The 12,568-nt window shown below is 30.6% G+C and carries 10 protein-coding genes, 2 tRNA genes, 1 rRNA gene and 1 other annotated feature; all 13 genes read right to left on the bottom strand.

The genetic code is table 11. From position 1 onward, the window contains the following. Window positions 1-5: 5 nt before the first annotated feature. Window positions 6-878, bottom strand: a complete 873-nt coding sequence (locus GIL12_RS05420) for a YicC/YloC family endoribonuclease (RefSeq protein ID WP_163469440.1) — start codon at window positions 876-878, stop codon at window positions 6-8. A 60-nt stretch (window positions 879-938) separates the two neighbouring features. After that, window positions 939-4,886, bottom strand: a complete 3,948-nt coding sequence (gene rpoC, locus GIL12_RS05415) for a DNA-directed RNA polymerase subunit beta' (protein ID WP_163469438.1) — start codon at window positions 4,884-4,886, stop codon at window positions 939-941. Between the two features lie 79 nt (window positions 4,887-4,965). Further along, window positions 4,966-8,490, bottom strand: a complete 3,525-nt coding sequence (gene rpoB / locus GIL12_RS05410) for a DNA-directed RNA polymerase subunit beta (protein ID WP_163469436.1) — start codon at window positions 8,488-8,490, stop codon at window positions 4,966-4,968. Window positions 8,491-8,683: 193 nt separating this feature from the next. Next, a complete protein-coding gene (gene rplL, locus GIL12_RS05405; protein ID WP_163469434.1) occupies window positions 8,684-9,049 on the bottom strand; it encodes a 50S ribosomal protein L7/L12 in 366 nt (121 codons plus the stop codon). A 37-nt stretch (window positions 9,050-9,086) separates the two neighbouring features. Further along, window positions 9,087-9,593, bottom strand: coding sequence for a 50S ribosomal protein L10 (rplJ, locus tag GIL12_RS05400; RefSeq protein ID WP_163469433.1), 507 nt, complete (start codon window positions 9,591-9,593; stop codon window positions 9,087-9,089). Between the two features lie 18 nt (window positions 9,594-9,611). After that, window positions 9,612-9,754, bottom strand: a sequence feature (ribosomal protein L10 leader region). Window positions 9,755-9,812: 58 nt separating this feature from the next. Continuing rightward, entirely contained in the window at window positions 9,813-10,520 is a 708-nt protein-coding gene (gene rplA / locus GIL12_RS05395; RefSeq protein WP_163469431.1) for a 50S ribosomal protein L1, read from the bottom strand. A gap of 68 nt (window positions 10,521-10,588) precedes the next feature. After that, window positions 10,589-11,014, bottom strand: a complete 426-nt coding sequence (rplK, locus tag GIL12_RS05390) for a 50S ribosomal protein L11 (protein WP_163469429.1) — start codon at window positions 11,012-11,014, stop codon at window positions 10,589-10,591. Window positions 11,015-11,079: 65 nt separating this feature from the next. Next, the gene (nusG, locus tag GIL12_RS05385) at window positions 11,080-11,682 is read right to left on the bottom strand and encodes a transcription termination/antitermination protein NusG (RefSeq protein WP_163469427.1); all 603 of its coding nucleotides are present in this window, start codon (window positions 11,680-11,682) and stop codon (window positions 11,080-11,082) included. A gap of 1 nt (window position 11,683) precedes the next feature. After that, on the bottom strand, window positions 11,684-11,869 hold the full coding sequence (secE, locus tag GIL12_RS05380) for a preprotein translocase subunit SecE (RefSeq protein ID WP_163469425.1): 186 nt from the start codon (window positions 11,867-11,869) through the stop codon (window positions 11,684-11,686). Window positions 11,870-11,899: 30 nt separating this feature from the next. Then, window positions 11,900-11,975 (bottom strand) — tRNA-Trp (locus GIL12_RS05375). A 32-nt stretch (window positions 11,976-12,007) separates the two neighbouring features. After that, entirely contained in the window at window positions 12,008-12,175 is a 168-nt protein-coding gene (gene rpmG / locus GIL12_RS05370) for a 50S ribosomal protein L33 (protein ID WP_203522527.1), read from the bottom strand. 179 nt (window positions 12,176-12,354) lie between these two features. Then, window positions 12,355-12,430: transfer RNA gene (locus GIL12_RS05365), tRNA-Asn, on the bottom strand. A gap of 14 nt (window positions 12,431-12,444) precedes the next feature. Next, window positions 12,445-12,561 (bottom strand): 5S ribosomal RNA (rrf, locus tag GIL12_RS05360). Window positions 12,562-12,568: the final 7 nt, after the last annotated feature.

Genomic DNA, 12,568 nt, shown 5'->3' with positions numbered 1-12,568 from the left:
TTTAATTACTCTATATTCATAGCTTGTTCTCTTATTTTTTCTATTTCTGATTTGCATTCTACCACAAGCTTTGATATTTCGTATGAGTTTGACTTCACTCCTGTTGTATTAAGTTCTCTAAACATTTCCTGAAGTATAAAATCGATTTTTTTCCCAATTACTTCACTGTCAGAATCAAGTTCAATATGAAGTTGTTTCAAATGACTGTCTAATCTAGAAACCTCTTCTGAGATATCACTTTTGTCTGTAAACAATAAAATTTCTTTTAATATGTCTTCCTCTGAAAATTCAATTTCTCCCTTTATTCTATCTAGTCTTTTTAAAAGTTTCTCTTTATATATCTCAACAATCTCTTCTTTATGTAATTTTATTTTTTCTAGTCTTTTTTCAATAAAAATAATTCTTTCTTTAAAATATTCTCTTAATCTATTTCCTTCATCCTCTTTAAATGAAATAAAAGAATTCAAAAGATTTTGCAGCTGAGTTTCGATTATTTCTTCATAATCATTTGAGTTTTGTTCTTTCTTTTTAATAACATTAAAGTTATTAACTAAATAGTCTATTTTGTTAGAAAATTTTTCATTCAAATCTTGTTCCATTTTATTTAAAATATTTAAATATGCTTCACACATTTTCTGATCATATTCATACAAGTTTTCAAAATCTCTTCTATCCTCAAAAGTTATTCTTAAATCTACGCTTCCTCTTGATATTCTTGAAGCTACTGTTGCTCTTATTTTATTTTCTAAAAAATTTAAAGTATTTGGAATTTTAATTTTCAAATTCAAATTTTTGTTATTAACACTTTTTATTTCCATACCAATATTAAAGTTATAATTTTGATATGAAATTTTAGAATAACCTGTCATACTTCTCATATAGTAACCTCTTTATTTTTAAGATTATATCAAAATAGGCGACAAGAGTCGCCTATTTTTTTATTGTTCTTCTTTAACTTCTTTTGGGATTATATGTTTATATTTTATATAACCAGTTCCTGCTGGAATCTTTTTCCCAATAATTACATTTTCTTTTAATCCTTCAAGATAATCTTCTTTTCCTTCTATAGCGGCATTAGAAAGAACTTTCGTTGTCTCTTGGAATGATGCTGCTGAAATGAAACTTTCTGTATTAACTGCAGCTTTAGTTATACCTTGTATAACTGGTTCATACTGAATTAATTTTTTATTTTTTGCTTTTAATTCTTCATTTTCTAAGTCTACTATTCTCTTTTCAACTACTTCATCTTCTAATAATAATGAAGATCCAGAATTAATAATTTTTACTTTTTTAAACATTTGTTTTACTATAATTTCTATATGTTTATCATTTACTGTAACACCTTGATCTCTATATACTTGTTGAACTGATTCTAGTATAAATTGTTCTGCTGCTACAAGACCCTTTATGTTCAATACATCATAAGGAGAAATAGCACCATCTGTTATTTTATCTCCAGATTTTACTAGCATACCATCTGTTACAACTAAGTGATCCCCTACAGAAACTAAGTATTCTTTAAATGTTTCTACATCATTAACATCTCTAACTATTAAAATTCTCATTCCTTTTTTCTTTTTATTAGTTATTTCTACTTTACCATCTATTTCTGTTAACAGTGCTTTTCCCTTAGGATTTCTTGCTTCAAATAATTCTTGTACTCTTGGAAGACCACCAGTGATATCTTTAGTTCCTTCCCCTTCTTTTATAAGCTTAGCAATAACTTGTCCTGTTGTTACTTTTTCCCCTTCGTGAACCATCATATAAGCCCCAAATGGAATTGGACAACTTGCTTTTACTTCTTTGTTTTCATCTAATATTACTAATCTTGGGTTACTATCTCCTGACTCTACAGGTTTTACTGCTAAGTATTCTGTAACTCCATATTTTTCATCATAGTTTTCTTTTATAGTAATCTCTTTAAAAGCAACTACACCATCTTGGTCACAAATAATAGGAATATGATATGGATTGACGTTTGCCAATACATCTCCCTTATTTATTTTGCTTCCATCTTTTACTTTCAATACAGAACCAGAAGGAATTTCATGATCATTATTTTCTATAGAAACTTTTGCTGATTGACTTACAACAATTTCTTCTCCAGTTTCATTAATCAATACCTTCATATCTTTGAATTTAGCAATACCACTGTTATCAGCTCTTTTAGTTGTTGCTGAAGCAGTTGCCATAGCTACCCCACCTGTATGGAAAGTTCTCATTGTAAGTTGTGTTCCAGGTTCTCCTATTGACTGAGCAGCAATAACTCCAACTGCTTCCCCTTCTAGGACCTCTTGATGATTTGATAAATCCATACCATAACATTTTTTACAAACACCCTTTTCCAATGAGCAAGTTAGTGGTGATCTTATTTTTATTTTTTTTATTTCTAACTCTTGAATCTTAGCAATTAATTCTTTATTTATTAAAGTGTTTCTTGTGGCTATTACTTCTTTATCAACAATTAAATCTTCTGCTAAAACTCTTCCATTTATTCTTTCTGCTAATGTTTCTATAACTTTTCCTTCAGAAATCAAGTCTGAAACTTCAATTCCTTCATGAGTTCCACAATCTTCTGCGTTTACTATTACTTCATGAGAAATATCAACTAATCTTCTTGTTAAGTATCCTGAATCGGCTGTTCTTAAAGCTGTATCAGCTAATCCTTTTCTAGCTCCATGAGATGACATGAAAAATTCTAATACAGTTAACCCTTCACGGAAGTTAGCTTTAATAGGTACTTCTATTATTCTTCCTCTTGTATCGGCCATGTTTCCTCTCATTGCTGCTAGTTGTCTCATTTGTTGAACAGATCCTCTGGCTCCTGAAGTTGCCATCATATAAACTGGGTTGAATTCATCTAGACCATTCATCATTGCATCTGTAACATCTTGAGTAGCTTTTGCCCATACAGATATTGTTTTTCTATATCTTTCTTCGTTTATGATTTTTCCAGCTTTGTATTCTTCTTCTATACTTGTAACTTCTTTATCTGCTTCTTCTAAAATTGCTTTTTTTGATTCAGGAATTTCTAAATCTTCTATTCCTACAGAAACACCAGCAAATGTAGAATAATGATATCCAAAGTTTTTAACTTTATTTATTATTTCAGCTGTTACTGTAAATCCAAATCCATCATATAAGTCTGCAATTAATTTTTTTAAAGGTCCTTTTCCATAAGTTAAAGTATAATCTCTTATTTCTTCTGGTAATATTTCTCCAAACAGAACTCTTCCTGGAGTTGTTGTTACTAACTCTCCATTTATTCTAACTTTTATAATTGAATGTGTTTCTATTACACCATTTTCATAAGCTGTCAATACTTGAGCTTTATTTGAAAATTGTTTTCCTTCCCCTTTACATCCTGGTCTATCTTTAGTCATGTAATAACATCCCATAACCATATCTTGACCTGGAACTGCTATTGGTTGACCATTTGAAGGAGCAATTATATTATTTGGAGCTAACATTAATAGTTTAGCTTCCATTATAGCTTCTGGAGATAGCACTAAATGTACTGCCATTTGGTCTCCATCGAAATCTGCATTAAAGGCTGAACATACTAATGGATGTAATCTTATAGCTTTTCCTTCTATTAACACTGGTTCGAAAGCTTGAATTGATAATCTATGTAAAGTTGGGGCTCTATTTAATAAAACTGGATGTCCTTTTATTACATCTTCAATAACGTCCCAAACTTTATCATCTGCTTCTTCAACTAATTTCTTAGCTGTTTTTATGTTAGTCGCTAGTTCTCTTTTAACTAACTCTCTCATAATAAAAGGCTTATATAATTCTAACGCCATTTTTTTAGGAATTCCACATTGATCCATTTTTAAAGATGGTCCTACAACGATTACTGATCTTGCAGAATAATCAACCCTTTTCCCTAGTAAATTTTGTCTAAATCTTCCTTGTTTCCCTTTAAGCATATCTGACAATGATTTTAATTCTCTGTTATTTTGAGCAACAACAGGTTTTCCTCTTCTACCATTATCAATTAGAGCATCCACTGCTTCTTGAAGCATTCTTTTTTCATTTTTTACAACTATCTCTGGAGCTTTAATTTCTAATAATTTTTTAAGTCTATTATTTCTATTTATAACTCTTCTATATAAATCATTAAGATCTGAAGTTGCAAATCTTCCACCATCTAACTGAACCATAGGTCTTAAGTCAGCAGGTATAACTGGTACATTTTTTAATATCATCCAAGCAGGTTGATTCCCTGATTCTAAAAAATCTCTAACAATTTTTAATCTCTTTGCTACTTTTTTTCTTTTTTGACTAGAAGTTACTTCGTCTAAATCTTTTTCTAAACTTTCTTTAATAGCAACTAAGTCTAAGTCCTCTAGTAATCTTAAAATAGCTTCTGCACCCATTTTAGCTTCAAAGGCATTTTTGTACATTTGTTTAAATAATTTGTATTCTTTTTCATTTAAAATCTTCCCTACAGGTAAAGATTCTTCAGAACTTTTTATAACAACATATCTAGCAAAATAAAGAACTGATTCCAATTCTTTAGGTGAAATTCCCAATACTAATGCCATTTTATTAGGAGTTCCTTTTGAATACCAAATATGAGATACTGGGGCAGCTAATGCTATATGCCCCATTCTTTCTCTTCTAACTTTTGATTTAGTTACTTCTACACCACACTTTTCACAAACAAGACCTTTATATCTCATTCTTTTATATTTTCCGCAAGCACATTCCCAATCTTTACTTGGTCCAAATATTCTCTCACAAAATAAACCATCCATCTCTGGATTCAGTGTTCTATAATTTATTGTCTCTGGTTTCATTATTTCCCCATGAGACCATTCATAAATCTTTTCAGGCGAAGCAAGTTTTATTCTTATTTTTTCAAAACTTTTTATTCCCATATTAAATATAATGCCTCCTTAATCGAGATAAAGTTCTTACACTTTATATTATTATCTAAATTATAATTGATAAATTATCTTATTTTTCTGACGACTGTTCTTTTTCTTCCATAGAACCTAAAGAAAACTCTGTTATTGTTTCTTCTTTATTATGATCTTCGTCAACATTTATAATATTTCCTTCTTTATCAAATAACTCTATATCAAGTGCTATAGCTCTAAATTCTTTTAACAAAACTTTAAATGATTCTGGTAAACCTGCCTCAGGCATATCTTCACCTTTTACTATAGCTTCATAAGTTTTTGTTCTTCCATTAATATCGTCTGATTTAACTGTAAGCATTTCTTGTAATATATTAGAAGCTCCATAGGCTTCTAAAGCCCATACTTCCATTTCTCCTAGTCTTTGACCACCAAATTGAGCTTTTCCTCCAAGTGGTTGTTGAGTAACTAAAGAGTATGGTCCTATTGCTCTTGCATGCATTTTATCTTCTACTAAATGATGCAATTTTAACATATACATTATTCCAACTGTTACTTTGTTGTCAAATGCTTCTCCATTCCTTCCATCATAAAGTGTTACTTTACCACTTCTAGAATATCCTGAACTTTCTAAACGATCTTTTATTTCCATTTCTGTAGCACCATCAAAAACTGGTGTCGCTACATATCTTTTATCTTTTTCTGGAATTTTTTGTAATGCTAGTCCCAAATGTACTTCTAGTACTTGTCCAATATTCATACGAGATGGAACCCCTAATGGATTTAACACTACATCTAAATGAGTACCGTCTGCTAAAAATGGCATATCTTCTGCTGGTAAAACTCTAGATACAACCCCTTTATTCCCATGACGACCAGACATTTTATCTCCAACAGTTATTTTTCTTTTTTCAGCTACAAAAACTCTTATAACTTTATTTACACCAGCTTTTAAATCATCTCCATTTGCTCTAGATAATTCTAAAACTTCAACAACTGTTCCTTTTGATCCATGTGGCATTTTTAGAGAAGTATCTCTAACATCTCTAGCTTTTTCTCCAAAAATAGCTCTTAATAACTTTTCTTCTGCTGGTGGTTCAGTTTCTCCCTTAGGAGCTGTTTTTCCAACTAATATATCCCCAGCTTTAACTTCCGCTCCAACAACAATTACTCCATTTGCATCTAAGTTTCTTAAAGCTTCTTCTGAAACATTTGGAATTTCTCTTGTTATTTCTTCGTCACCTAATTTTGTATTTCTTGCTTCTATTTCATATTCTTCTATATGGATTGATGTAAACACATCATCTTTTCTTAATCTTTCTGAAATTAAAATCGCATCTTCGTAGTTATAACCTTCCCAAGGCATAAATGCCATTAGAATATTTCTACCTAACGCTAAATCTCCGCCTTTAGTTGCTGGTCCATCAGCAATTACTGTTCCAGTTACCACTTTTTCACCTAAATCAACAATAGGTTTTTGATGTAAACACATTGCTTGGTTTGATCTTTCATGGTTTAATAATTTATATGAATATTCTATGCCATCTACTGACATGATCTTTATTAAGTTTGCATCTACATAAGAAACAGTTCCTTCAACATCACTTGTTACTACTGCTCCTGAATCCACTGCTACTTTTCTTTCCAACCCTGTTCCTACATATGGAGCTTCTGTTCTAAGTAATGGAACTGCTTGTCTTTGCATGTTTGATCCCATTAACGCACGATTGGCATCATCATGTTCTAAGAAAGGTATTAATCCTGCTGAAACTGATACAACTTGTTTAGGAGAAACATCCAAGTAATCTGCTTTTTGACCTGGAACTTGAACTATTTCATGTCCAAATCTACAAGTAACTTCTCCTTCTAAAACACCATCTTCAGATATTTTTGTATCTGCTTGTGCAATAAATAGACCATCTTCTTCATCTGCTGCTAAATAAACTACTTTATCAAATTGAGCAACACCATTTTCTATTTTTACAAATGGAGTTTCTATAAATCCGTAACTATTTACTTTTGCATATATAGCAAGAGAACCGATTAATCCAATGTTTGGTCCTTCTGGAGTTTCTATTGGACAAACTCTACCATAATGTGAATCATGTACGTCTCTTACTTCAAACCCTGCTCTTTCTCTCGAAAGACCTCCAGGTCCCAATGCTGATATTCTTCTTTTGTGAGTTAATTCTGCCAATGGATTAGACTGATCCATAAATTGAGATAGTTGACCTGATCCAAAGAAGTCTAAAATTAATGCATTTAAAGGTCTTGTATTCAATAAAGATTGAGATGATAAAGTCTCAGCGTCTTGTATTGTCATTTTTTCTTTAACCATTTTAGACATTTTTGTTAATCCTGTTCTAATTTGCATTAATAGAAGTTCTCCAACACCTCTTATTCTTCTATTACATAAATTATCAATATCATCTGTATGCCCTTCTCCATTGAATAAGTCCATTATAATTTCAACAGTTCTAGTAATATCTTCTTTTGTTAACAATACTTCTTCTTCATCTACTTTTAAACCTAATCTCTTGTTTAATTTATATCTTCCAACAGGTTCTAAGTCATATCTTTGTGGATTGAAGAACATTTGTCTTATTAATGATTTAGCAGAATCTACAGTTACTAAATCACCTGGTCTTAATTTCTTAAACACTTCTGTTACTGCTTCTTCTTTAGATGTTGTAGCATCATTTAATAAACTATTTGCTAAAACTTTTTCTCTTGGAGTTACTTTATAGATTGTAATACTTAAAACTTTGTTTTCTATTAAATTCATTATAAGTTCTTCATCTACAATAGATTGAGCTTCTCCAATGAATTCTCCATCTTCTTCATTTAAAATATCTTCTTTTAAGAAACTTCCTTCAATTTCTAATTTTAAAGCATCTACTAATTCTTGTTTATCTTTATATTCTTCATAATAAGTTGTTAAATCTAATTCTTTAGTTTCTAAAAACTTTTCCATAATTTCTTCGTTTGTATTAAAGAAATCAATAGCTTTTAAAAACACTGTAGCTAATACTTTTTTCTTTCTATCAATCTTAACATTTAAAAAATCATTTTTATCAGTTTCAAATTCTAACCAAGTTCCTTTATAAGGTATAATTTTCCCTACAAATAAATCTTTTCCTATTTGTAAGTTTGTATCCTTATCAAATGAAACTCCTGGAGATCTATGTAACTGTGATACAACTACTCTTTCAGCTCCGTTTATTATAAATGTTCCTCTTTTTGTCATTAAAGGAACTTCTCCGAAATAGACCAAACTTTCTTGTATCTCATTTCCACTTTTTTTATTTGTTAATCTTAATCTTACTTTTAATGAAGCTGAATATGTTTTACCTCTTTTTTTACATTCTAATTCATTATTTAAAGGCGGCTCAGCATCATGTAATTCATATGAGATATAATCTAATTGAATATCTCCATTAGAAGACTCTATTGGAAACACCTCTCTAAAAGCAGACTCTAAACCCTTATCTTCTCTTGATAATGGATTGTTTTTTGATTGAATAAAATCTTCATAAGAATTCAATTGGAATTCAAGGAAGTGAGGCATCACACCTCTTTCTTGTATTTTTCCATAATTAAATCTTTCAACGAGTTTCCCCATTTACTCACACTCCTTCAACTTTTAATGTCAATACCTAACCTTTTGAAATTAATAAATAATTATTAATTTTAAAGGATTAAGTATCAACTACTAAAAAATTAAACACAACTTTATTGTAAAGATGATTAAAATAGGCACTCTTTCTGAGTGCCTATTTCTTTTTTTTTATACAAAATTTATGTATTAAATTAAACTATTTAACTTCTACTGTTGCTCCAGCAGCTTCTAATTTTGTTTTTAATTCTTCTGCTTCTTCTTTAGACACAGCTTCTTTAATCATTCCACCGTTATCTGCTAATGCTTTTGCATCTTTTAAACCTAAACCAGTTATTGCTCTAACTTCTTTGATAACTGCTATTTTTTTAGCTCCTGCTGAAACTAACTCTACGTTAAATTCAGTTTTTTCTTCTGCTGCTGCTGCTCCACCTACTGCTGCTACTGCTACTGGAGCCGCTGCTGTTACTCCAAAGTGTTCTTCTAGAGTAGTTACTAATTCTCTTAATTCTAGTACTGACATAGCTTCTAAGTCAGCTATAAATTGTTCTTTATTGAATGCCATTTTATTTTTCCTCCTAATTTTTTATTAATTTTAATTTTTATTCTGCAGATTCTTCTTTTTTATCTGCAATTGCTACTACACCATAAGCAAGTTTTCTTACTGGTCCTAACATTCCATTTAATATCATAGATAATAATTGATCTCTTGATGGTAAAGTTGCTAGTTCCAAAACTTCTTCTACAGAAACTCTTTTCCCAGTTAAATATCCACCTTTGATGTTAAATATTTTTGATTTTACATTTGCTTTAGATACTTCATGCATAACTTTAGCCGGAGCTACAACGTCATCATATCCAAATGCAAATGAAGTAGTTCCTTCTAAAACATCATCAAAAGAATCTTCAACTCCTGCTTCTTTAAGAGCTATTTTAAATAATCTATTTTTAGCTACTAAATATTCTCCACCTGATTCTCTTAAAGATTTTCTAAGTTGAGTTTCTTCTTTAACTTTTATTCCCTCATAGTCAACAAGAACTATAGATTGTGCTCTTTTTATTTTTTCAACAAGTAATGCTACTGCTTCTTTTTTTGCTTGATTTGCCACTTCATTTCACCTCCTCTTTTTTTAAAAAAAATACCTTCGTGCCATTTTAAAGTGGAACGAAGGTTGTAATCTTGCAATGAGGTCTATGAATACCTGATTCCAACCTCGGTGGGATTTACTATCTTTTCACCCACTGTCTTTAGTTTGGATTTATATTAAATTTTTATCCAACAAAACATTATACTCTATCAAAGATTTTTTTTCAAGAGTTTTTTGATTTTATCCTATTTCTTTTACTACTAAAGCTGGATCTAATTTAAGACCAGGTCCCATAGTTAATGAAATTGCTACTGTTTTTAAATATTGACCTTTAGCATCTGAAGGTTTTAATCTGATTATTTCAGCCATGAAAGTTTTAAAATTTTCATATATTTTTTCATCTTCAAAGTTTACTTTTCCAATAGGAACATGAATAGATCCTAATTTATCTACTCTGAAAGCTAATTTACCTTTTTTAAATTCTGAAACTGCTCCTTCTATATTAGGAGTTACTGTTCCTGATTTAGGGTTAGGCATTAATCCTTTAGTTCCTAGAATTCTTCCTAATCTTCCTAATTTAGGCATCATGTCTGGAGTTGCTATTACTATATCAAAATCTAACCAACCTTGTTGGATTTTTTCTATATATTCTTCAGCTCCTGCATAATTTGCACCAGCGTTTAGTGCTTTTTCAATATTTTCCCCTTGAGTAATTGCTAGTATTTTAACATCTTTACCAGTTCCATGAGGTAAAACAACAGTTCCTCTTATTTGTTGATTTGCATGTCTAGGATCTACCCCTAATCTTAATGCAACTTCTACAGTTTCTAAAAAGTTTGCTGTTTTTGTTTTTACTACAGTTTCTAATGCTTCTTTTACATCATATAATTTTGTACTATCTACTAGTTTCGCAGCTTCTATATATTTTTTTCCTCTATGTTTTGCCATCTTTTAATTTTCCTCCTTCTGTGGTCAATGGATTTTATCCTACCACTTAATATCTCAAAAGATTAAGACTAATCTTCTATTTTTATTCCCATAGATCTTGCTGATCCTGCTATTATCTTCATTGCAGCTTCTATTGACCCAGCGTTTAAGTCAGGCATTTTAGTTTCTGCTACTTCTTTTAATTTTTCTTTAGTTATTGTTCCTGCTGTTTCTGTTAATGAATTTCCAGCAGCTTTAGATATTCCTGCTGCTTTTTTCAATAAATCAGATGCAGGAGGAGTTTTCATGATAAATGTAAATGATCTATCATTATAAACTGATATTTCTACTGGAATTATCCAACCAGATTTATCTTGAGTTTTTGCATTAAATGCTTTACAAAATTCCATTATATTTACACCGTGTTGTCCTAAAGCTGGACCAACTGGTGGTGCAGGATTAGCTTTCCCTGCAGGTAATTGTAACTTTATTATTTGAATGATTTCTTTTGCCATTTTTTTATTACACCTCCAAAATGTTGTGGTACTAATGATTTTTCTCCCACTAGACTAGACCAAATCTAATCTTCTTTTTCTACATCAGTAATGTTTACTTCAACTGGAGTCATTCTTCCGAACATCTCAACCATTACTTTAACTTTTTTATTTTCTAGATTAATTTCTGCTACTTTTCCTTTTTGATTTGCAAATCCTCCATCTAGAAGAGTTACATAATCTCCTATTCCAAAGTCCACAGCAACTAATTCTGAATCTTCATTTTCACTATTTTCCAAACTATATCCAATAACTCTAAATATATTTTCTACTTCATAATCTTCCATAGGTATAGGATCTGAACCAACACCTACAAATCCAGTGACACCGTTAGTATTTCTAATTATATACCAAGCGTCTGAATCAACTTTATAATTAATTCCTTCTTCACTTTCTTCTCTAGTAGTAAACATATTTAACATCACGTATCCTGGAAATAATTTTCTACTAATAACTTTCTTTTTTCCTCTTCTAAGTTCAACTGATTGTTCTTCTGGAACTAAAATATCAGTAACAATTTCATTCATTGATAACGCTTCTATTTTTTGTTCTAAATCAGTTTTTACTTTTTTTTCATATCCTGAATAAGTGTGTATCATAAACCACTTTTTTTCTACAACTGTCTTCATTTTATTGTCCTCCGAATAGAGATACAAGTATCTTTAAAAGTCTTAAAGCAACCATATCAAAAACTCCCAAATATATGCTCAATAAAACACTCATAGCTAAAACCCACACAGTTGCGTGTTTTATTGCCTTTTTTTTCGGCCATTCTACTTTTGAGTATTCCATCTCTACATCTTTTAACAATTTCATAGTTTTCCCACCTTTTTAATTTAATAAAAATGGCAGGTCAAGAGGGACTCGAACCCACAACCCTCGGTTTTGGAGACCGATGCTCTACCAATTGAGCCATTGACCTGCATGTTGATAACTATTAACTTTTTCTAAATCTTACTTCTTAGTTTCTTTATGTAATGTTTCTTTGTTACACCATTTACAATACTTATTTAATTCTAATCTTTCTGTAGTATTCTTTTTGTTTTTTGAAGTACTGTAATTTCTTCTTTTACATTCTGTACATTCTAATTGAATATTTACTCTCAACTTATACACCTCCATTTACTTACCGGATATTTTTTAATCCTCCCATACTTTATTGTATGGTAATAGAGCTTTTAATGATTCTAGTTTAATTAAGACTAAAAGATTATACCTCTTATTTCTATATCTGTCAAGCTTTTTTTTATGTATCTTTTTGTAATTAAAAAAAGCAACCTTTTGATTGCTTTAAATTCATATGGCGCTTCTTGTTGGACTTGAACCAACGACAACACGATTAACAGTCGTGCGCTCTACCAACTGAGCTAAAGAAGCATTATATTATTAAAGATTGGCAAGTACTTATCCTCCCAGAGGGCTGCCCCCCAAGTACTTTCAGCGTTTATGAGCTTAACTTCTAGGTTCGGTATGTTACTAGGTGTACCCTCATAGCTATTCTTGCCAATCATTATT

Origin of the sequence: Fusobacterium sp. IOR10 (genome assembly GCF_010367435.1) — a bacterium.
GTDB lineage: Bacteria > Fusobacteriota > Fusobacteriia > Fusobacteriales > Fusobacteriaceae > Fusobacterium_B.
This window is presented reverse-complemented; position numbering and strand designations above follow the sequence as displayed.

What these genes read in the sequence shown, in the direction of transcription:
- GIL12_RS05420 (WP_163469440.1), bottom strand. Translation starts at nt 878, where the DNA reads ATGAGAAGTATGACAGGTTATTCTAAAATTTCATATCAAAATTATAAC.
- rpoB (WP_163469436.1), bottom strand. Translation starts at nt 8,490, where the DNA reads ATGGGGAAACTCGTTGAAAGATTTAATTATGGAAAAATACAAGAAAGA.
- secE (WP_163469425.1), bottom strand. Translation starts at nt 11,869, where the DNA reads ATGAAATTGTTAAAAGATGTAGAGATGGAATACTCAAAAGTAGAATGG.
- nusG (WP_163469427.1), bottom strand. Translation starts at nt 11,682, where the DNA reads ATGAAGACAGTTGTAGAAAAAAAGTGGTTTATGATACACACTTATTCA.
- rplL (WP_163469434.1), bottom strand. Translation starts at nt 9,049, where the DNA reads ATGGCATTCAATAAAGAACAATTTATAGCTGACTTAGAAGCTATGTCA.
- rpmG (WP_203522527.1), bottom strand. Translation starts at nt 12,175, where the DNA reads ATGGAGGTGTATAAGTTGAGAGTAAATATTCAATTAGAATGTACAGAA.
- rplK (WP_163469429.1), bottom strand. Translation starts at nt 11,014, where the DNA reads ATGGCAAAAGAAATCATTCAAATAATAAAGTTACAATTACCTGCAGGG.
- rplA (WP_163469431.1), bottom strand. Translation starts at nt 10,520, where the DNA reads ATGGCAAAACATAGAGGAAAAAAATATATAGAAGCTGCGAAACTAGTA.
- rpoC (WP_163469438.1), bottom strand. Translation starts at nt 4,886, where the DNA reads ATGGGAATAAAAAGTTTTGAAAAAATAAGAATAAAACTTGCTTCGCCT.